The 19,426-nt window shown below is 58.6% G+C and carries 18 protein-coding genes and 2 tRNA genes; 9 read left to right on the top strand and 11 right to left on the bottom strand.

Features of this window, described 5'->3' with window-relative positions; genetic code table 11:
- Nucleotides 1-20 precede the first annotated feature (20 nt).
- The 3 genes from DXT96_RS05595 to recJ all read left to right on the top strand — a co-directional run bounded on the left by DXT96_RS05595 (nt 21) and on the right by recJ (nt 3,678).
- Nucleotides 21-1,331, top strand: coding sequence for a homoserine dehydrogenase (locus DXT96_RS05595; protein WP_153513767.1), 1,311 nt, complete (start codon nt 21-23; stop codon nt 1,329-1,331).
- Between the two features lie 210 nt (nt 1,332-1,541).
- A complete protein-coding gene (locus DXT96_RS26890; protein WP_174372537.1) occupies nt 1,542-1,766 on the top strand; it encodes a hypothetical protein in 225 nt (74 codons plus the stop codon).
- 103 nt (nt 1,767-1,869) lie between these two features.
- The gene (gene recJ, locus DXT96_RS05585) at nt 1,870-3,678 is read left to right on the top strand and encodes a single-stranded-DNA-specific exonuclease RecJ (RefSeq protein WP_153514208.1); all 1,809 of its coding nucleotides are present in this window, start codon (nt 1,870-1,872) and stop codon (nt 3,676-3,678) included.
- A gap of 128 nt (nt 3,679-3,806) precedes the next feature.
- On the opposite strand, the gene DXT96_RS05580 is transcribed toward recJ, so the two are convergent.
- The 6 genes from DXT96_RS05580 to DXT96_RS05555 form a co-directional block, all read right to left on the bottom strand.
- A tRNA-Glu gene (locus tag DXT96_RS05580) sits at nt 3,807-3,881 on the bottom strand.
- A gap of 450 nt (nt 3,882-4,331) precedes the next feature.
- Nucleotides 4,332-4,406, bottom strand: a tRNA-Glu gene (locus DXT96_RS05575).
- A 328-nt stretch (nt 4,407-4,734) separates the two neighbouring features.
- On the bottom strand, nt 4,735-5,508 hold the full coding sequence (locus tag DXT96_RS05570; protein ID WP_046800084.1) for an amino acid ABC transporter ATP-binding protein: 774 nt from the start codon (nt 5,506-5,508) through the stop codon (nt 4,735-4,737).
- 11 nt (nt 5,509-5,519) lie between these two features.
- Nucleotides 5,520-6,677 carry an amino acid ABC transporter permease gene (locus DXT96_RS05565; RefSeq protein WP_153513765.1) on the bottom strand — a complete coding sequence of 386 codons (1,158 nt, stop codon included), beginning with the start codon at nt 6,675-6,677 and terminating at the stop codon, nt 5,520-5,522.
- Nucleotides 6,678-6,680: 3 nt separating this feature from the next.
- Nucleotides 6,681-7,877 (bottom strand): amino acid ABC transporter permease, encoded by a 1,197-nt coding sequence (locus DXT96_RS05560; protein WP_153513764.1) that lies wholly within the window; start codon nt 7,875-7,877, stop codon nt 6,681-6,683.
- Nucleotides 7,878-7,985: 108 nt separating this feature from the next.
- Nucleotides 7,986-9,008, bottom strand: coding sequence for an amino acid ABC transporter substrate-binding protein (locus DXT96_RS05555; RefSeq protein ID WP_174372539.1), 1,023 nt, complete (start codon nt 9,006-9,008; stop codon nt 7,986-7,988).
- 375 nt (nt 9,009-9,383) lie between these two features.
- Here DXT96_RS05555 and DXT96_RS05550 point away from each other — a divergent pair, with 375 nt between their 5' ends.
- A complete protein-coding gene (locus DXT96_RS05550) occupies nt 9,384-10,571 on the top strand; it encodes a cystathionine beta-lyase (protein ID WP_153513763.1) in 1,188 nt (395 codons plus the stop codon).
- On the opposite strand, the gene DXT96_RS05545 is transcribed toward DXT96_RS05550, so the two are convergent.
- Together DXT96_RS05545 and DXT96_RS05540 are read right to left on the bottom strand one after the other, a co-directional pair.
- Entirely contained in the window at nt 10,572-11,753 is a 1,182-nt protein-coding gene (locus DXT96_RS05545) for an FAD-dependent monooxygenase (protein WP_153513762.1), read from the bottom strand. It abuts the gene before it with no gap.
- 28 nt (nt 11,754-11,781) lie between these two features.
- A complete protein-coding gene (locus DXT96_RS05540) occupies nt 11,782-12,027 on the bottom strand; it encodes a zinc-finger domain-containing protein (protein WP_045016369.1) in 246 nt (81 codons plus the stop codon).
- Nucleotides 12,028-12,197: 170 nt separating this feature from the next.
- Here DXT96_RS05540 and DXT96_RS05535 point away from each other — a divergent pair, with 170 nt between their 5' ends.
- The 3 genes from DXT96_RS05535 to DXT96_RS05525 all read left to right on the top strand — a co-directional run bounded on the left by DXT96_RS05535 (nt 12,198) and on the right by DXT96_RS05525 (nt 14,324).
- Nucleotides 12,198-12,974: an alpha/beta fold hydrolase gene (locus DXT96_RS05535; protein ID WP_153513761.1), complete on the top strand. Its 777-nt coding sequence runs from the start codon at nt 12,198-12,200 to the stop codon at nt 12,972-12,974.
- 201 nt (nt 12,975-13,175) lie between these two features.
- A complete protein-coding gene (gene cysE, locus DXT96_RS05530; RefSeq protein ID WP_153513760.1) occupies nt 13,176-14,000 on the top strand; it encodes a serine O-acetyltransferase in 825 nt (274 codons plus the stop codon).
- Between the two features lie 120 nt (nt 14,001-14,120).
- A complete protein-coding gene (locus DXT96_RS05525) occupies nt 14,121-14,324 on the top strand; it encodes a DUF3126 family protein (protein WP_003502851.1) in 204 nt (67 codons plus the stop codon).
- A gap of 70 nt (nt 14,325-14,394) precedes the next feature.
- Here DXT96_RS05525 and DXT96_RS05520 read toward each other — a convergent pair whose 3' ends face one another.
- Nucleotides 14,395-15,768, bottom strand: coding sequence for a cytochrome P450 (locus DXT96_RS05520; RefSeq protein ID WP_153513759.1), 1,374 nt, complete (start codon nt 15,766-15,768; stop codon nt 14,395-14,397).
- Nucleotides 15,769-15,879: 111 nt separating this feature from the next.
- On the opposite strand from DXT96_RS05520, the gene DXT96_RS05515 reads away from it, so the two are divergent.
- Nucleotides 15,880-16,539 carry a TetR/AcrR family transcriptional regulator gene (locus tag DXT96_RS05515; RefSeq protein ID WP_153513758.1) on the top strand — a complete coding sequence of 220 codons (660 nt, stop codon included), beginning with the start codon at nt 15,880-15,882 and terminating at the stop codon, nt 16,537-16,539.
- An 81-nt stretch (nt 16,540-16,620) separates the two neighbouring features.
- Here DXT96_RS05515 and fdhA read toward each other — a convergent pair whose 3' ends face one another.
- Together fdhA and DXT96_RS05505 are read right to left on the bottom strand one after the other, a co-directional pair.
- Complete coding sequence (gene fdhA / locus DXT96_RS05510) at nt 16,621-17,811, bottom strand: formaldehyde dehydrogenase, glutathione-independent (protein ID WP_153513757.1); 1,191 nt, start codon at nt 17,809-17,811, stop codon at nt 16,621-16,623.
- A gap of 165 nt (nt 17,812-17,976) precedes the next feature.
- Complete coding sequence (locus DXT96_RS05505) at nt 17,977-18,849, bottom strand: ATP-binding protein (RefSeq protein ID WP_153513756.1); 873 nt, start codon at nt 18,847-18,849, stop codon at nt 17,977-17,979.
- Between the two features lie 207 nt (nt 18,850-19,056).
- Here DXT96_RS05505 and yajC point away from each other — a divergent pair, with 207 nt between their 5' ends.
- The gene (gene yajC / locus DXT96_RS05500) at nt 19,057-19,404 is read left to right on the top strand and encodes a preprotein translocase subunit YajC (RefSeq protein WP_149897560.1); all 348 of its coding nucleotides are present in this window, start codon (nt 19,057-19,059) and stop codon (nt 19,402-19,404) included.
- Nucleotides 19,405-19,426 lie beyond the last annotated feature (22 nt).

The following is a 19,426-nucleotide window of genomic DNA, read 5'->3' as shown; positions in this document are numbered from 1 at the left end:
AGCAAATCAGGAACATACCCATGGCAGATTCATTGAGAATCGGCATAGCGGGGCTCGGCACTGTCGGCGCTTCGCTCGTGCGCATCCTCCAGCAGAGAAGCAACGAACTTGCGATTACCTGCGGACGCGCGATTGAGATTATTGCGGTGAGCGCGCGCGACCGTTCGCGCGACCGCGGCATCGACCTCAAGGGTATTACCTGGTTCGACACGCCGGAGCAGCTGGCGAGCGAAGCCGATATCGACGTCTTCGTCGAACTCGTCGGCGGTGCTTCCGGTCAGGCGGAAAATGCCGTGCGTGCCGCACTCTCGCGCGGTCTGCATGTGGTGACAGCCAACAAGGCGTTGCTTGCCAAGCACGGCGTCGAATTGGCGACGCTTGCCGAAGACAAGGGCGCGCTCCTCAATTTCGAAGCGGCTGTAGCCGGCGGTATCCCCGTCATCAAGGCGCTGCGTGAATCGCTCACCGGCAACCATGTGTCGCGCATCTACGGCATCATGAACGGCACCTGCAATTACATCCTAACCAAGATGGAGAAGGAAGGGCTGTCCTTCGAGGCCTGTCTGAAGGAAGCGCAGCGGCTGGGTTATGCCGAGGCCGATCCGGCCTTCGATATCGAGGGCAACGACACCGCTCACAAGCTCGCCATTCTGACGACGCTTGCCTTCGGCAACAAGATTTCGGCCGATGACATCTATCTCGAAGGCATCACCAATATTTCGAGCGAGGATATTCAGGCGGCGGCCGAACTCGGTTATCGCATCAAGCTTCTCGGCGTGGCGCAGGTGACCGAATCCGGCATCGAACAGCGGGTGCATCCAACCATGGTGCCGCTCGATTCCGTCATCGCGCAGGTCGATGGCGTCACCAATGCCGTGGCTATCGAATCCGATATTCTCGGCGAGTTGCTGATGGTCGGTCCGGGTGCCGGCGGCAACGCCACGGCGTCGGCCGTACTCGGTGACATCGCCGATATCGCCAAGAGCCGTCCCGGTGCCCAGCAGGTGCCGGTGCTTGGCCGCCCGGCGAAATCGCTGGTCGAGTATCGCCGCGCCAAGATGAAGAGCCATGAGGGCGGTTATTTCATCCGTCTGACGGTGAAGGATCAGGCGGGCGTGTTCGCCTCCATCGCCACGCGCATGGCGGATAACAATATCTCGCTGGAATCCATCGTGCAGCGTCAGCGCGTGCATGTGGAAGGCGCGCCGCAGACAATCATCCTCGTCACCCATGCGACGATGGAAGATGCGATCCGCAAGGCCGTGAAGGCGATCAAGAACGAGAAATATCTGGTCAGCGAACCGCAGGTCATCCGCATCGAGCGGACCTGAGACGCTGACGATTTTTTTGAATCTGAGGACCGCGCTTCCGCATGGAAGCGCGGTCTTTTTTCGTTAGGAAGCCTGGCTGCGATGTTCAAAAAACCGTTCCGGGATTTAACGTTTCAGCTGTCATAAAATTTAAGAAAAACAGCCGCAGAACCGCTGGAATACGACACGATTCGGTCCTATGGTTAATCCTGTTCACCAAGCGAGGGAGGCGTGGCCGTGACATCGATCATCCTGTTCAAGGACAATAAGCGCGCAGACGTTCCGGTCGCCCATCATCGGGCGCGGCCTCACACTGCCAACGACAATATTCGCAGCATGGAATTCGATATGGCCGAATATGAGCGGAACTGGTGTTCGCTTGCCGTGTTCTCGCTGCTGCTTCTGGTTGGTGCGGTATCGATCGTCAGCCCATTTTTCTCGATTTTCTCGGTGTGAAACCCGCAAAGCGCGTTTTTGCTTGAAAAACGCGCCATCGCCATTTAGCCCGTTCTAAGTATTAAAGCGCCGATATACGCGCATGACAGGACGAATGGACAGGATGGCAATGATGGAGCCGGCCGATACCGTGGCCCGCGCATTTTTAAGCGTGGAGCGGTCGGCGACAGAGCAGCGCTGGGTGTCGCGGCTGGATCAGGCCGGACAGAACCGTGCGCTGGCCATGTCCCAGGTCCACGCCATTCCCGAACTCATCGCCCGCGTGCTCGCCGGGCGTGGAGTAGGCGTGGATGATGCGCTTGCATTTCTCGATCCCACCATCCGCTCGCTGATGCCTGATCCGCATATGCTGACCGATTGCGAGAAGGCGGCCGAGAGGCTGGTGCGCGCCATCGAGACCGGTGAGAAGGTGGCGATCTTCGGCGATTACGATGTCGATGGGGCTGCTTCTTCCGCATTGATGTATCGGTTTTTCGCGCATTTCGGGCTGACGCCGGAGATCTATATTCCTGACCGGATTTTTGAAGGTTACGGGCCGAACCCGGCGGCGATGCAGCAGCTTGCCGCCAATGGCGCAACCCTGATCGTGACGGTTGATTGCGGCTCCACCAGCCATGAATCGCTGCAAGCCGCCAAGGACGCGGGCACCGACGTGGTGGTAATCGATCACCACCAGGTTGGTTCGGAATTGCCGCCGGCTGTCGCACTGGTCAATCCCAACCGGGAGGACGATCTTTCGGGGCAGGGGCATCTCTGCGCCGCCGGCGTGGTGTTTCTCGTGCTGGTCGCCACGCTGCGGCTTTTGAAAGACAGACGCAACAGGCAGGCCTTTACGCTCGATCTGCTGTCGCTGCTCGATATAGTCGCGCTCGCGACGGTATGCGATGTGGTGCCGCTGAAGGGGCTGAACCGCGCCTATGTGGTGAAGGGGCTGATTGCTGCGCGCCACATGAACAATCCCGGCCTCGCTGCGCTGTTCAAGAAGGCAGGGCTTGGCGGGCCGGTGACGCCCTATCATTTCGGGTTCCTGATCGGGCCGCGCATCAATGCCGGCGGCCGTATCGGCGACGCCGCTCTCGGCAGCCGTCTGCTGACTATCGAGGACTCTTCGCAGGCGGAAGTGATTGCGGAACGGCTGGATGAGCTGAACCGCGAACGGCAGGCGATGGAAGCAGTGATGCTGGCGGAGGCTGAAGCGGAGGCATTGTTCGAATATGGTGACGGGTCTGGGGCCGGTGTCATCGTCACGGCTCGGGAGAACTGGCACCCAGGCATCGTCGGCTTGCTCGCTTCCCGTTTGAAGGATCGTTTCCGTCGTCCGGCCTTTGCAATTGCTTTCGATCCCTCCGGTAAGGGCACCGGTTCCGGCCGTTCGATCAATGGTTTCGATATGGGCCGGATGGTGCGTGCCGCCGTGGATGCGGGATTGCTGATCAAGGGTGGCGGTCACGCCATGGCGGCCGGGCTGACGGTGGAGCGCGCCAATCTCGGCAAGCTTAGGACGTTCTTTGAAGAAGCGGCCGTCAAGACGGTGAGCGAATTGGTGGAAAGCAGCGTGCTGAAGATCGATGGCGCCATCGGTGCGTCTGGCGCGACATTGCAGCTTGTCGACCAGCTGGAGCAGGCCGGTCCTTACGGGTCGGGTCACTCCCAGCCGATCTTTGCCGTTCCGGCCCATCGCCTGCGCGACGTGCGCCTTGTCGGCACTGCCCATGTCAAGATCACGCTGGAGGCCATGGATGGCTCGCGGCTGGACGGTATCGCATTCCGCGCTGCGGAGGCTCCTCTGGGGCAGATGCTACTGAATTCGCGTGGCAGGTCCATCCATGTTGCAGGCACCGTGGGTGCCGATCTCTGGCAGGGCCAGAGGCGTGTGCAGCTGCGCGTTCTGGACGCGGCTTTCGCACCCTGACGGGTTTGTGGATCGAGCCAAAATTTTACAGAGAAAAGTGAAGGACGAGCTGCAAACGGCAATTGTCCATACGTTCACGCGTCACGTGAAGTTTTTTATACAGACCACTAATTTTCAAGGAGAAGCAATGGTACGCCCTAGGGGAGTCGAACCCCTCTTTTCAGAATGAAAATCTGACGTCCTAACCGATAGACGAAGGGCGCGTACACTTGCGGTGTGGCGCCCTTATAGTCAGGCTCCCGAAGGTCTGCAAGCGGAAAAATTGATTTTTTTCCCTTCGTGGCGAGTTTTTTTGAGGAAGTCCGAAGGGCTGTGGAAAACTGCGCCGCATCGGGCCAAAGCTTTGAAATATCGCCCCTATCACCGCACGTCGGCAATGCTTTTTTTCGTCGTGGGAGGTGGGAGATGTCGTTTTTATCCCTTAGCTGGCATCCTCTGCCGGCGGGATCGAACAGGCGCTGTCATCTGGAAGATGGGGAAAGGCAAGCCGGTCGATCTGCTCGCTGGCGGTTCACCCGGCTTGCCTTCCATCGGGGGGACAGCAATCTAACGTACCGAGCGGAAATCGGTTCCGACGCATCAGTCACGTGTGGTGAATTTGCACACTCGAAAGATATCGATGCATTTTTTAAGGAGGGGAACACGACAGCAAGTGGTACGCCCTAGGGGAGTCGAACCCCTCTTTTCAGAATGAAAATCTGACGTCCTAACCGATAGACGAAGGGCGCGTACACTTGCGGTGTGGCGCCCTTATAGTCAGGCTCCCGAAGGTCTGCAAGCGGAAAAATGCATGATTTGACAAAAAAATGACATGGGCGGCCGGAAGCCCTGTAAAACAAGGATTCTTGTTTCGTAACAGATGGTTAAAGAAGCGGGGCGAGCGCTGTTTCAGCGTCTCCTCGGGCGGCGTTTCGTAAGAATCGCCGTATCTGTCTTGTTTCGCGGTGTCATTTTTTTGCTCCCATGCGGGATGGGTCGCCGCAGCCATGCGTCTCTACGTCATAAAAAAAACGGGGCTTTGCAGCCCCGTCTTTTATTGTCACCGATTGCTATTTCTCAGTGCAGAATCTGGCTGAGGAACAGGCGTGTGCGCTCGTGCTGCGGATTGTCGAAGAATTCGGCGGGCGAATTCTGTTCGACGATCTGGCCCTGATCCATGAAGATGACGCGGTTGGCGACCTGGCGGGCGAAGCCCATTTCGTGGGTCACGCACAGCATGGTCATGCCGTCTTCGGCAAGGCCGACCATGGTGTCGAGCACTTCCTTGACCATTTCCGGATCGAGCGCCGATGTCGGCTCGTCGAAGAGCATGATCTTCGGTTTCATGCACAGCGAGCGGGCAATCGCCACGCGCTGCTGCTGACCGCCGGAAAGCTGACCGGGATACTTGTGTGCCTGCTCGGGGATCTTGACGCGCTTCAGATAGTGCATCGCCACTTCTTCCGCTTCCTTCTTGGGCATCTTGCGAACCCAGATCGGCGCCAGCGTGCAGTTTTCGAGAATGGTCAGATGCGGGAAGAGGTTGAAGTGCTGGAACACCATGCCAACTTCGCGACGAACTTCATCGATCTTCTTCAGGTCGTTGGTCAGTTCGATGCCATCGACCTGGATTGAGCCCGACTGGTGTTCTTCCAGCCGGTTGATGCAGCGGATCATCGTCGATTTGCCCGATCCCGAAGGACCGGCGATGACGATGCGCTCGCCCTTCATGACCTTGAGATTGATATCGCGCAGCACGTGGAAATCGCCATACCACTTGTTCATGCCAGTGATTTCGATTGCCACGTCCGTTGTCGAGACGGCCAGTTTTTTTGCTTGGTTTTCTGCCATTTGAGCGTCCCTTATCGTTTATGCCCGGTGTCGAGGTGCCGTTCCATGAACAGCGAATAACGCGACATGCCGAAGCAGAATATCCAGAATACGAAGCCTGCGAAAATATATCCAGTCATGGCGGTGACGGGTGTCGCCCAGTTCGCATCCGATTGGTTGAGTGTGACAATGCCGAGCAGGTCGAACATGCCGATGATCGAAACCAGCGACGTATCCTTGAACAGCCCGATGAAGGTGTTGACGATGCCCGGAATGACGAGCTTCAGCGCCTGCGGCAGCACGATCAGCCGCGTTTTCTGCCAGTAGTTCAGGCCGAGAGAATCCGCCCCTTCATATTGTCCCTTGGGAATGGCCTGCAGGCCGCCGCGGATCACCTCCGCCATATAGGCCGAGGAGAACAGCGACACGCCGACGAGCGCACGCAGGAACTTGTCGAAGGTCCAGCCGTCGGGCAGGAACAGCGGCAGCATGATGCTGGCGAAGAACAGGACAGTGATCAGCGGAATGCCTCTGATGACTTCGATGAAGAGCACGCAGAGCATCTTGATGACCGGCAGATTCGACCGGCGACCGAGTGCCAGAAGAATGCCGAAAGGCAGGGACACCGTTATTCCGAAGAATGACAGGATGAGGGTGACCATCAGGCCGCCCCAGAGCTGCGTTTCCACCTTCGGCAGGCCGAAGACGCCGCCGATGAGCAGGAAAAACGCAATGAAGGGCAGAATGATGAAAAGCGCCAGCGCATTGAGGCGCTTGAAGGGCGCTTTCGGGATGAGCATCGGCACGAGCAGGATGGCGAACGTCACCATCACGAGGATGGGACGCCAGCGTTCGTCAAGCGGATAACGGCCAAAGATGAATTGCCCGAGTTTTGCCGAGACGAATGCCCAGCATGCCCCGGACTGACCGTCCGGAAGCGCGCCGCCCTGCGAGGCGGTGAGGCAGGCAATACGATCGCTGCCGGTCCATACGGCATCGATGAACAGCCACTTCACCACCGGCGGCAGAAGATAAGCCAGAAAGGCGAGGGCGAGAACCGTAAGGACGGTGTCCTTCGGTGTGGCGAAAAGTTTGGTGCGCAGCCAATGGCCGAAGCCGACGGCGCTCGAAGGAGCGGGTCTGGCGTCCTCGATGGTCTGTCGCACAAAAGCGTGATTGCTTAATGTCATCGATTATCTCTCCACCAGGGCCATTTTCGCGTTGAACCAGTTCATGACCACGGCCGTGAGCAGGGACAGCGAGAGATAGATGACCAGCCAGATTGCGACGACTTCGACTGCCTGACCCGTCTGGTTCAGGATCGTGCCGCCGATGGAGACGATGTCGGCAAAACCGACCGCGACCGCAAGCGACGAGTTCTTGGTCAGGTTGAGATACTGGCTTGTCAGTGGCGGGATGATGATGCGCATCGCCTGCGGCACGATGATCAGACGCGTCGTCGTGCTGGCGCGAAGCCCCAGCGCTTCCGCAGCTTCCGTCTGGCCCTTTGCCACGGCCTTGATGCCACCGCGAACGATTTCGGCAATGAAGGAGGCGGTGTAGAAGGAAAGCGCCAGGAACAGCGACATGAATTCAGGTGCGACGACTGCGCCGCCCGACAGGTTGAACCGCCCGGCAATCGGGAAGTCGAATGTCAGCGGTGAGCCGAGCGCCAGAAATGTCGCGGCCGGAAGGCCGATGATGAGAAGTGTGGCGGTGATGCCGGTGCGGAATTGCTGACCGGTTTGTTCCTGTCTCGCCTTCGCCCAGCGATAGACAAGCACGCTGATGACGATTGCGACCAGAAAGGCGAGCGGTATCAGCCAGGTGCCTTCTCCCCAGAGCGGCTTGGGAAAGAAGAAGCCGCGATTGTTGAGATAGCTTCCAAGCGGCAGCTCCAGTGAATCGCGCGCCTGCGGCAGAACGGAAATGACGCCCTTGTACCAGAAGAAGATGACGAGCAGCGGCGGGATGTTGCGGAAGATTTCCACATAGGCCTGCGCGAGTTTCGAGATCAGCCAGTTGCTGGACAGCCGGGCGATGCCGACGATGAAACCGATGATCGAGGCGGCGATGATGCCAAAAAATGCAACCTGGATCGTGTTGAGAATACCAACGAGCAATGCCCGGCCATAGGTCGCATCGCTGGTGTAAGCGATCAGCGACTGGCCGATATCGAAACCGGCTCTTCCATTGAGGAAGCCGAAGCCGGATGAAATGTTTGACCGTTGAAGATTGGTGATCGTATTCGTCACGATGATCCAGACGAAGGCGGTCAGGATGACGACTGTCAGAACCTGATAGAAAATTCCGCGTATGCGTGGATCGTTGATAAGTGACGACGCGCTTTGCGCGCGCGATCGTTGCGAACTGACCGCGTTGCCTGCCATAGGCACCTTTCCCTTTTATATGCTCTTTGCGAGCTTATTTATATAATTTTAAATGGAGGCCGGGCGTTGCCCAGCCTCCTGTCATGATCTAGCCGATGATGGGGCCGATCAACGGACCGGCGGTGCGTACTGCAGGCCGCCCTTGGTCCACAGCGCGTTCTGGCCACGCTCGATCTTCAGCGGCGAACCGGCGCCGACGTTGCGGTCGAAGACTTCGCCGTAGTTACCCACCAGCTTGACGATGTTGTAAGCCCAGTCGTTGGTGACGCCGAGATCGGTACCGATCTTGGTGCCTTCCTCGGTGCCAAGCAGACGCTTGATATCGGGGTTGGCGCTGGTCTTCTGCTCATCGACGTTCTTGGAAGTGATGCCCAGTTCCTCGGCATTGACCATGGCGTAGTGAACCCAGGTCACGATGTCGAACCACTGGTCGTCGCCCTGACGAACGGCCGGTCCAAGAGGCTCCTTGGAGATGACTTCCGGCAGAACAATGTTGTCTTCCGGGTTCTTCAGCTTGAGGCGGATGGCATAAAGACCGGACTGGTCGGTGGTGTAGACGTCGCAACGGCCCGAATCATAGGCGGATGTCGCGTCGGCTTCCTTTTCGAAGACGACCGGATTGTACTGCAGATTGTTGGTCTTGAAATAGTCGGCGAGATTGAGCTCGGTGGTGGTGCCGGTCTGAACGCAGACGGCGGCGCCGGAAAGCTCAAGCGCGGACTTCACGTTGAGGCCCTTCTTGGCGATGAAGCCCTGACCGTCATAATAGTTGACGGTACGGAAGTTGAAGCCGAGCGATGTGTCGCGGCTGATCGTCCAGGTGGTGTTACGGGTCAGAACGTCGACTTCGCCGGACTGGAGAGCCGGAAAGCGGTCCTTGCTCGAAAGAGCAACAAACTTCGCCTTCGACGGATCACCGAAAACCGCTGTGGCAATACCACGGCAATAGTCCACGTCGATACCGGACCATTCGCCCTTGTCATCGGGATTGGAAAATCCCGGAATGCCGGCACTTACGCCGCAGGTGACGAAACCTTTCGACTTCACATCCTGAAGCGTCGCAGCCGAAGCGACCGAGGCTCCTCCCAAAACTGCTGCGCCGATAGCGGCTGACAGAATTGCCTTTTTCATTTTTCCCAACCTTTGTTTGTTATCGTCGATGGAAGAGGACCGGCATGTTTGTTTTACCCCAGCTCCCCCTTCAGCAAGACCTTTTCGATCCGCTTTTTCTATCACAATCGCAATTGGCAGCGGGGTCAAGACATGCCGGCGATAATTGTGCCTATAAAACGGAATTTTCGAAATTTTGGTCGGGAAGTGTGCAAAGGGTGAAAATATAAGCATATTTTTGCGAAAATTTGCACTTGCACGATTTTTGTATACTTCTTGTATTCTGTTTTGCGATGGATCAATCGAGCCACTCGGCGAGACTTTCCGGGGGTTGACCTTGCCTTCTGCTCTCAGCATTGTCGCACGCGTCAATATTCCTTCGAAAGCTGATCTGAAATGACCAAGACAAATGACCTGCTTTCCGCCGCAGGTGTGAATACGCGCCTGACCCATGGCGGCAATGATCCCGCGGACTGTTTCGGTTTCGTCAATCCACCCATCGTGCGCGGCTCGACCGTGCTTTTTCCCGACGCGGAAACGCTTTCGACCGAAAACCAGAAATATACCTATGGCACCCACGGCACGCCGACGACGGATGCGCTGTGCAATCTCGTCAACGAGCTGGAAGGTTCGTTCGGAACTATCCTCGTGCCGTCGGGCCTTGCAGCGATCACCGTGCCGTTCCTTGCCTATCTCGGTGCGGGCGATCATGCGCTTGTCGTCGATTCCGTCTATTTCCCTACACGCCGCTTCTGCAACACGATGCTGAAGAAGCTCGGTGTGGAGATCCAATATTACGATCCGGCGATCGGGACGGGCATCGAGGCGTTGATCCGGCCGAATACCAAGCTTGTGCATCTGGAAGCGCCGGGCTCCAATACGTTTGAGATTCAGGACGTCCGGCTGATCACGGAGATCGCCCACAGGCATGACTGTGTGGTCACGATGGACAATACCTGGGCGACGCCGCTTTATTTCAAGCCGCTCGATTTCGGCGTCGATATTTCCATTCACGCCGCCACCAAATATCCCTCCGGGCATTCCGATGTGTTGATGGGCTTCGTCTCGGCCAATGAGAAACACTGGAAGGCGCTTTATCAGGCCAATACCAATCTCGGCATCTGCGTCACCTCTGACGACGCCTATCAGATCCTGCGCGGCATGCGCACCATGGGCATCAGGCTGGAACACCACCAGAAAAGCGCGCTCGATATCGCTGGGTGGCTGGAGAGCCGTGACGACGTGGTGCGTGTTCTGCATCCGGCCTTGCCGAGCTTTGCCGGGCATGAACTCTGGAAGCGTGATTTCAAGGGCGCGAGCGGCGTCTTCTCCTTCGTCTTGAAGGCGGAAGAGGGCAAATACAAGCAGGTGGCGGCAGCGTTTCTCGATGCGCTGACTTTCTTCGGGCTTGGCTATTCCTGGGGCGGATACGAATCGCTTGCGGTTTCGGTATCGCTCATCGACAGGACCGTCGCCAAGGGGCCGTCGGGAGGTCCGGTCATCCGGCTTCAGATCGGGCTTGAAGATATAGCCGATCTGAAGAAGGACCTGGAGGTCGGCTTCGCAGCCGCGGCTGAGGTTTAATCAGCCCTTTGCGTGATAGCCGTAGAGCCAGTCGAAGTCGCTCATGAAGGCTTCCGTGGGACGTGTGGAAAATACGAAGTCTCTGGCAATACGGACCGGGCCTTTCGCATGATAGGCAAAACGATTGAGAGAGGCCCGCTTGCGGGCCTTTTCTATGCGCGGCAGGCGCAGAGCCTCAAAGGTGGCAAGGGCTTGGGGCACGGGCAGGGAGGCTCCGCCGCCGCTGCCTGCCATTGTTCCCGCAAGTTCAAATGCATCCTCAATTGCCATGGCCGCCCCTTGTGCCGCGAACGGCATCATCGCGTGGGCGGCGTCACCGATCAGCACGGTATCGCGGCCATTATGCCAGCGTCCGGGGCCGGCCTGATAAAGCGGCCAGAAGGTGGGGTTCTGGGCCTTTTTTAGCAGCCGTAGCAGTTCCGGGCTCCAGCCGCGAAACTGTTCGAGCAGCATGGCTTTCTGCTGCCCGCTCGATTCGGCCCGCCATGTCGCGCCGGGATCGGCACCAAGCGCAATGGCGACGATATTGAAACCGCCGACTTCCTTCAGCGGATAGGCGACGATATGGCCGCCTGAACCGAGATAGGCGGTGACGGCGCTTTTGTTGATGGCGGAAGGCACATCATTTTCAGTCACGGTGAAACGCCAGGCGATATTGCCGGAAAAGGTGGCCGTGGGCGCGGAGGGCACGGCAAAGCGGGCCGCCGACCAGACGCCGTCGGCACCAATGATCAGGTCGTGATCGCGGAACGTGGTTGCGGCGATGACATCGACTGTCGCGTTTTCGATGCGCTTGCCGAGATGCAGGCGGCAGAGCGGATTATCCTTTACCGCGTTCAGAAGTGCGCTTTGCAGCGTCGAGCGATGCAGCACGCCATAAGGTGCGCCCCAGCGCGTGCGGGCCACCGAGCCCATCGGCAGCGACAATAACGTGGCCAGCGATTTGCCGGAGGCGAGATCGACGCTGACCGGTTCGGTCCAGCGCGCCTCGATCTCGGGCAACACGCCGAGTTGCGCGAGAATGCGGGCGGCGTTGGGGGAGAGCTGCAGGCCGGCACCGACTTCCGTCAGCTCGCCTGCCTGCTCGATGATGTCACAATCGATATCGTGCCGGGCAAAAGAAAGGGCAGCGGTGAGACCGGCGATGCCGGCACCGACAATGGCTACGGATTTTATGGGCATATCGCGCCCCGATCAGCAAAAGTGGAGGTCAGGCGGCCTTCACATGGAAGACGCAGCCCGGAGGGTTGGTCTGCTCGGCCTTCAGCGACGGATTGTAGCGGAAAAGCGTGGAGCAGTAGGAACAGACCTTCTCGTTGTCGTCGCCCATATCGATGAAGATATGCGGGTGGTCGAAAGGTACGGAAGCGCCGGTGCACATGAATTCCTTGACGCCGATCTCGATTACGCTGTGTCCGCCATCGTTCTGGAAGTGGGGAATGGAATGCCCGGCCATGTTCGTCTCCAAATGCAATATCGTTATCGAGCCGCAATCCGTCGTCGCGCAGCGGCTCTTCGTTGCGGATATGTAGCCTCAAACGCATTGCATCTCCATAAAAATCGTCAGGAAAACATGTTCAATCTTGTGCTTTCCTGCCATATGGTCCGGCAAAAAGGATGTCCTTGATGAATCTCAACGTGCCGCAATTTTCCGATTTTTCCCATGACGGCCTGCGCCTCGCCTATTTCGACGAGGGCGATCCGGCGGGCGATCCGGTTTTGCTGATCCACGGCTTTGCCTCCAGTGCCAATGTCAACTGGGTGCATCCCGGCTGGGTGAAGACGCTGGGCGATGCGGGTTACCGGGTGATCGCCATCGACAATCGCGGCCATGGTGCGAGCGACAAGCCGCATGATTCTGACGCCTATTATCCGCCGGTCATGGCTGGTGACGCGGTGGCGCTGCTCAATCATCTCGGCATCGCGGAAGCACATGTGATGGGATATTCCATGGGTGCCCGCATTTCCGCCTTTCTGGCTATGGCTCATCCCGAGCGTGTGCGCTCGCTGGTTTTCGGCGGGCTCGGCATCGGCATGGTTGAAGGTGTGGGCGACTGGGATCCGATCGCCGAGGCGCTTCTTGCACCTTCGCTGGATGTGGTTACCCATGAGCGCGGCCGCATGTTCCGGGCCTTTGCCGACCAGACAAAAAGCGACCGGCTGGCGCTTGCCGCCTGTATCGAGACCTCACGGGTTCTCGTGACCCGCGAACAGGCGGCAAAGATCGATGCGCCGACACTGATTGCGGTCGGAACGAATGACGATATTGCCGGATCGGGCGCGGAACTCGCCGCGATCATGCCGCATGCGCGGGCGATCGACATTCCCGGCCGCGACCATATGCTGGCCGTTGGCGACCGGGTGTTCAAGGCGGCGGTGCTGGAATTTTACCGCAGCCTTTGATCTGGAGCATTTCCAGGAAAAGTGGAGCCCGGTTTTCCGTCCGGAAATGCGGCAACGCTCAGGACGGCCAAGAAACGGTTTTTCATGCTGCATGAAGAAAAACTGAAGCCTTGCCGCCTTTAAAGTCGTCATTCGAATCCCATTTCTAATGCGCGTCTTTTTCTGTATAAAGAACGACCACTGCAAACGAGGAGACCATTCATGGTCGCACGTACCGAGGCCCGTCAGCCCGAACAGCTGGCGATCGTCGATCCGATCTGGGGCAGCCTGCTGCATGAAGCGCGTAGCGCCGCAGCTCAGGACCCGCTGCTTTCCGCTTTTCTTTATTCGACGATCCTCAATCACCGATCTCTCGAAGAATGTGTGATCTATCGTATCTGCGAACTCCTCGATCATCCCGACATGCAGGCCGTGCTTCTGCGCCAGACCTTTCAGGACATGCTGGATGACTGGCCGGAATGGGGCAGTGTGCTGCGTGTCGATATCCAGGCCGTTTATGATCGCGATCCGGCCTGCACGCGCTTCATGGAGCCGCTCCTCTATTTCAAGGGCTTCCATGCCATCCAGACCCATCGCCTTGCGCATTGGCTGCTTGCGAAGGGCCGCAGGGATTTTGCGTTTTACCTGCAAAGCCGCTCATCGAGCATTTTCCAGACTGATATCAATCCGGCCGCGCGCATCGGCAGGGGTATCTTCCTCGACCATGCCACCGGGCTGGTGGTTGGTGAGACCGCCGTCATCGGTGACAATGTTTCCATCCTGCATGGGGTGACGCTCGGCGGCACCGGCAAGGAGGGGGCGGATCGCCATCCGAAGATCGGCAATGGCGTGATGATCGGGGCGGGCGCCAAGATTCTTGGCAATATCGAGATTGGCAGCTGCTCGCGCATCGCCGCCGGTTCGGTGGTGTTGAAACCGGTTCCGCCGAAGACCACCGTGGCCGGCGTGCCGGCGCGTGTGGTGGGAGAAGCAGGGTGTTCGGAACCCTCGCGTCTGATGGACCAGGTTATCGGGGCCGATATCTGACAGGTCGTGAATATTGCGCTCGTCCGTGTGGAAGACACGGATGATGCGCCGCTTTCACTTTACTTTGGCCTTTGTCCCATGCCAAAAGCGGCCCAACCCGAACCGCACAGGAGAATACTGGTGAAAGCCGACGAAATCAAAAAACTCGACGCCTATTTCAAGCGCACCTTCAACGAGAAGATGATTGTCAAGGCGCGTCCGCGCAAAGACGATTCCGCCGAAGTGTATCTTGGCGAAGAGTTTCTCGGCGTCGTCTACATCGATGACGAAGACGGCGACCGCTCGTACAACTTCTCCATGGCGATCCTCGACGTCGATCTGTGATCGTCACCTTCAGGTGACATATTTCAACAATAATAGTCGCCCGCGGTGTTCACGCCGCGGGCGATTTGTTTTAGCGCTGGGTGATCATCATCATCAGCCGGTCCTGCGGCCGCAATGTCACCCGCATCAGCGGTTCCGCCGCAGTAGCGGACCTGTTCTCGAGATGAGCGGTCTGCAGAAGAACCGCAAGGATCGCCACGGCCTCCATCATGGCGAAGGCATTGCCGATGCAGACGCGTGGGCCGGCGCCGAAGGGCATATAGGCATAACGGTGACGGGCCTTGACCCTGTCGGGCTCGAAACGTGAGGGGTCGAAGCGTTCGGGTTCATCCCACAATGTGGCGTGCCGGTGCACGGCATAGATTGGCACATAAAGAACCGTTCCGGCTGCAATGTCGTGCTCTCCGAGCCTGAAATCCTGCAGCGCGGTGCGCGTGATGACCGGGGCAGGCGGGTAGAGCCGCATCGCTTCCGAAAACACCTGTCTCGTATAGGTGAGATTGGCGATATGTTCGGCCGCGACAGGCTCTCCGCCGGTGACGGCCTCGATCTCCTCGATAACTTTTCTTTCCGCTTCAGGGTTCTGCGACAGAAGGTGGAAGGTCCAGGCAAGACCGAGCGCCGTCGTTTCATGGCCGGCGGTTATGAAGGTCAAAAGATTGTCGATGATTTCCTCATCGCTCATCATGCGTCCGGTTTCAGGGTCTTTGGCTTCCAGCAGCATGGAGACAAGATCGGTTCGGTCGCTGGGGTTTTGCCGCCGGCCGGCGATCACCGTTGCGAGGCTGGCGCGCAGATACTCGACGGCGGTGCGGGATTTGCGCCGGCCGGGATGGGGCAGCCATTCCGGTGCGCCCAGCATGGCGAGCGCGAAGGTCCAGCCCGTCGGCTTCAGATAATCGGTAATGCTCTGTTCGACACGCGCAATGTCGATGCCGTATCCACCGGACATCATGGTTTCGACGATGATGTCGAAGGTGGTACGCATCATTTCATGGCCGATATCGATGTCGCCAATTGAAGGGGAGCGCCAGCGTGCTTGCGTGCGCCGCGCCGTCTCGATCATGGCCGGCAGTAATTCCAGCAGCTTTTCATGCCGAAAGGCGGCGGCCACGGATTGCCTTTGCCATTTCCAGTGGTCGCCATCGGCGGTCAGAGGACCCTGTCCGAGCGCGGGGCCGAGCACCCGGCGCACATCTTCACCCTTGCCAAGCACATGAGCGTTCTTCACCAGAGCCTCGTGGATCAGTACGGGATCGGCGAGGTGCACGCGCATCGTGCCGCCAAGCCGGGTGAAAACCGCCGGTTCGCTGAAAATATCCGGTGGTAAGGCCTTTAACGGATTACGGACAAGCGAGATTGCAAGACGCGCCGTGGCAAGTTTTGACAGGGGCTCTGCCCCGGTCTCATCCATGGGCGGGGTGTGAAGGCCAGTTCCGATCATCGACAGCTCCTTATTCACGTTTGAACAACGGGATTTTGCTGTTAAGGTACATACCTTATTATAGGTATTTAAGGTACATGCCTTAGGTTTCAATGGTGGGGCAAGATTTTGATGAAGAGCAATGAGGCAGAGCCACCACGCAGAGCGCGCACGCGGGACAGAATTCTGGAGGCCGCCCTTGAGCTGTTCAACGGGCGCGGGCCTGATCGCGTAACGACGGCCGAAATCGCCCTTGCGGTCGATATTAACGAGGGCAATCTTTATTATCATTTTCGCACCAAGGAATCGCTGGTTCTTGCGCTGTTTGCGCGGTTCGAAGCCGATGCGATGATGCTGGTCGCAACCGTTGACGGGGCAGACGAGGGGGCGGCGGCCACCTATGCCGGTTTTCTTCGGCAATGGTTCTCGCTGGTGTGGAACTACCGCTTTCTGTTTCGCGATCTGGTCTGCCTGATCGCACTTGCACCGTCACTGGTGGAACCCGTCAGAACCATAAGTGCCGCCATGCGGCTGGCGGTTGGCGACATTGTCGGCCGCATGCAGAATGCGGGTTTGGTGACTATTCCCGAGAGCGAGCGCGACGCGGTTCTGACGAATCTGTGGATCGTCTCGACTTATTGGGCGGCCTATCTCAATCTGCAGGAAGGCGTCAGCGAATTCGGGCAGCAGCAGCTGGATTGGGGGCTGCAGCAGGTCTCCAGCCTGTTCAGGCCTTATCTTTCGGCTGAGGCGGTGGCCGAGCTTGAAGCGCTTGCCGAGAGCGAAGCGTAGGAGACATGCTTGGTCATGCAAAAACGCCCGCGACTGGATGTGTCGCGGGCGTTCTATCATTCTTGCCTGTTGATCGAGGCGTCAGGCCGCTTTCAAAAGATCGCCGTGCGGGTCGAGCACGAACTTGGTTGCTGCGCCCTGATCGAAGCTTTCATAGCCCTGCACGGCATCGTCGAGTGCGATGATCTTGGCATTGACGATGTCGGCGATGGGCAGGCGGTCATGCAGGATCGCCTGCATGAGCTGGCGGTTATATTTCAGCACTGGCGTCTGGCCGGTGTGGAAGGATTGCGCCTTGGCCCAGCCAAGGCCGAAACGCAGGGACAGGGCGCCCTGTTTCGCCGCATTGTCAACCGCGCCGGGATCTTCGGTGACGTATAGACCGGGGATGCCGATAGAGCCGGCGGCGCGGGTGATTTCCATCATCTGGTTGAGAACGATGGCCGGCTGTTCGCCGCCGGAATGGCCGCGTGCTTCGAAACCGACGGCGTCGATGGCGCTGTCGACTTCGTTGGTGCCGACGATCTCGGCAATCATGTCGCCCAGCCGGTCACCCTTGGACAGATCGACGGGCTCGAAACCGACGCGTGCCGCGTGAGCGAGACGCTCCTTGTTGAAATCGCCGACCATGACGACGGCGGCGCCGAGAATGCGGGCTGAGGCGGCAGCGGCAAGACCGACCGGGCCGGCGCCTGCGACATAAACCGTGGAGCCGACACCGACGCCAGCCTTGACCGCGCCGTGGAAACCGGTCGGCAGGATGTCAGACAGCATGGTGAGGTCGCGGATCTTCGACATCGCCCTGTCGCGATCGGGGAATTTCAGAAGGTTGAAGTCGGCATAGGGGATGGTGACATAACGGGCCTGTCCGCCGATCCAGCCGCCCATATCGACGTAACCATAAGCGCCGCCGGCGCGTGACGGGTTCACCGTCAGGCAGACGCCGGTATCCTGCGACTTGCAGCAACGGCAGCGGCCGCAGGCGACGTTGAAGGGCACCGAGACGATGTCGCCGATTTCCAGCATTTCGACATCGACGCCTTTTTCGATGACTTCGCCGGTGATTTCATGGCCAAGGACAAGGCCCGGCATCGCGGTCGTGCGGCCGCGCACCATATGCTGATCGGAGCCGCAGATATTCGTCGAAATCACTTTCAGAATCACGCCGTGCTCGATACGGCGGCCATCCGGCGCCTCGAGCTTCGGGTCATCGATGTCGCGGACCTCGACCTGTCCGGGCTTCAGGTAAACGACGCCTCTGTTCCTGCTCATATCCATCTCCTCCTCGGGTTGAACACAAACACCCGCCCGCTCCTCCGCGGACAGGGTGAATCCATAGATGTGCAGCAAACCATTTGGCGGGCGATGTGGCGGTCGGGAATACGACAACGCCTATAGCCGCAACGACACCGGCTCTCGCCGGAAGTCACTGTGGCGTTATCGGTCGATGGATTTTCTCAAACGCCCGGCCGCGTCCTGAATATATTGCCACGCGACGCGGCCCGAGCGGCCGCCGCGGGTGGTCGCCCATTCAAGCGCCTCGCGGTGCAGGGTTTCTCGGTCCAGCCCCAGATCGAAGTGTTCGGCATAGCTGTCGATCATCGTCAGATAGTCTTCCTGACCGCATTTGTGGAAGCCGAGCCACAGGCCGAAGCGATCGGACAGAGAGACCTTCTCTTCGACCGCTTCCGACGGGTTGATGGCGGTCGACTGCTCGTTTTCCATCATGTGGCGCGGCAGAAGGTGGCGACGGTTGGAAGTGGCGTAGAAGAGGACATTGTCCGGCCGCCCCTCAATGCCGCCGTCGAGCGCCGCCTTCAGCGACTTGTAGGCCGTGTCGTCGTGATCGAAGGATAGATCGTCGCAGAACAGGATGACGCGCTGGTCCGAGATTTTCAGGATGTCGAGCAAAGCGGGCAGGGTGTGGATATCCTCGCGATGCACCTCGACCAGTTTCAGGGGGACGCCACTTGCGGTGCGCACATCTTCGTGAACCGCCTTGACCAGCGAGGATTTGCCCATGCCGCGCGCACCCCATAGCAGCACGTTGTTGGCGGGAAAACCCTCGGCGAAACGCAGGGTGTTTTCATGCAGGATATCACGCACATGATCGACGCCGCGAATGAGTTTCAGCGCGATGCGGTTGGGGCGGGGGACCGGTTGCAGAAAGGAATTGACTGGCGTCCACACGAAACAATCGGCCGCATTCCAGTCATTTATGGCAGGTGCCGGGCCGGCCAATCGTTCCACGGCGACGTTCAGTCGACGCAGTTCAGCAAGAAGCAGGGTGGCCGTCTCTTCTCGAATCATGGGGTTTCTTCCGCTTATGTAATGTTCAAAACAATGTTTTCGACCCGGCCTAGCATGGCGTTTCCGCACCATAAAGGTTAAGAGGTCCGGAATCGGTACGGCGAGGGCCCTGCATCTGTTGCAATCCCGGCGTTCCCCACTATATTCCGGCGGCTTGAAAGCTGGGGCGGCATACGAGGTCGTGCTGTAATCGTTGAGGAGTTTTATATGTTCATTAGTCAAGCTTTTGCCCAGGACGCGACAGGCGCTGCATCGGGTTTCGGTTCCGGCCTGGAAATGCTGTTCCTGTTTGCGCCGCTTATGGTGGTCTGGTACTTTTTCCTCATCCGCCCGCAGCGCGCGCAGATGAAGAAGCGCCAGGAAACGCTGACCAGCATTCGCCGTGGCGATCAGGTCGTTCTCGGTGGCGGCATCGTCGGCAAGGTGGTCAAGGTCATCGATGACAATGAACTCGAAGTCGAAATCGCCGAAGGCGTGAAAATCCGTGCTGCTCGTGCCTACATCGCCGAAGTGCGCGTGAAGGGCGAAGTGGTCAAGACGGAAGCTGCTTCCTGATCCTGCCGGACAACCGGACGCC

It is taken from the genome of Agrobacterium sp. ICMP 6402, from assembly GCF_009498615.1.
In the GTDB taxonomy this organism is placed as follows: Bacteria; Pseudomonadota; Alphaproteobacteria; order Rhizobiales; family Rhizobiaceae; genus Agrobacterium; species Agrobacterium burrii.
The sequence above is the reverse complement of the archived record's forward strand: the minus strand, read 5'-3'. Positions and strand labels throughout refer to the sequence as shown.

What these genes read in the sequence shown, in the direction of transcription:
- recJ (WP_153514208.1), top strand. Translation starts at nt 1,870, where the DNA reads ATGGCAATGATGGAGCCGGCCGATACCGTGGCCCGCGCATTTTTAAGC.
- DXT96_RS05565 (WP_153513765.1), bottom strand. Translation starts at nt 6,677, where the DNA reads ATGACATTAAGCAATCACGCTTTTGTGCGACAGACCATCGAGGACGCC.
- DXT96_RS05550 (WP_153513763.1), top strand. Translation starts at nt 9,384, where the DNA reads ATGACCAAGACAAATGACCTGCTTTCCGCCGCAGGTGTGAATACGCGC.
- DXT96_RS05570 (WP_046800084.1), bottom strand. Translation starts at nt 5,508, where the DNA reads ATGGCAGAAAACCAAGCAAAAAAACTGGCCGTCTCGACAACGGACGTG.
- DXT96_RS05555 (WP_174372539.1), bottom strand. Translation starts at nt 9,008, where the DNA reads ATGAAAAAGGCAATTCTGTCAGCCGCTATCGGCGCAGCAGTTTTGGGA.
- DXT96_RS05515 (WP_153513758.1), top strand. Translation starts at nt 15,880, where the DNA reads ATGAAGAGCAATGAGGCAGAGCCACCACGCAGAGCGCGCACGCGGGAC.
- DXT96_RS05520 (WP_153513759.1), bottom strand. Translation starts at nt 15,768, where the DNA reads ATGATCGGAACTGGCCTTCACACCCCGCCCATGGATGAGACCGGGGCA.
- DXT96_RS05540 (WP_045016369.1), bottom strand. Translation starts at nt 12,027, where the DNA reads ATGGCCGGGCATTCCATTCCCCACTTCCAGAACGATGGCGGACACAGC.
- DXT96_RS05535 (WP_153513761.1), top strand. Translation starts at nt 12,198, where the DNA reads ATGAATCTCAACGTGCCGCAATTTTCCGATTTTTCCCATGACGGCCTG.
- yajC (WP_149897560.1), top strand. Translation starts at nt 19,057, where the DNA reads ATGTTCATTAGTCAAGCTTTTGCCCAGGACGCGACAGGCGCTGCATCG.
- DXT96_RS05595 (WP_153513767.1), top strand. Translation starts at nt 21, where the DNA reads ATGGCAGATTCATTGAGAATCGGCATAGCGGGGCTCGGCACTGTCGGC.
- DXT96_RS05560 (WP_153513764.1), bottom strand. Translation starts at nt 7,877, where the DNA reads ATGGCAGGCAACGCGGTCAGTTCGCAACGATCGCGCGCGCAAAGCGCG.
- cysE (WP_153513760.1), top strand. Translation starts at nt 13,176, where the DNA reads ATGGTCGCACGTACCGAGGCCCGTCAGCCCGAACAGCTGGCGATCGTC.
- DXT96_RS05545 (WP_153513762.1), bottom strand. Translation starts at nt 11,753, where the DNA reads ATGCCCATAAAATCCGTAGCCATTGTCGGTGCCGGCATCGCCGGTCTC.
- fdhA (WP_153513757.1), bottom strand. Translation starts at nt 17,811, where the DNA reads ATGAGCAGGAACAGAGGCGTCGTTTACCTGAAGCCCGGACAGGTCGAG.
- DXT96_RS05505 (WP_153513756.1), bottom strand. Translation starts at nt 18,849, where the DNA reads ATGATTCGAGAAGAGACGGCCACCCTGCTTCTTGCTGAACTGCGTCGA.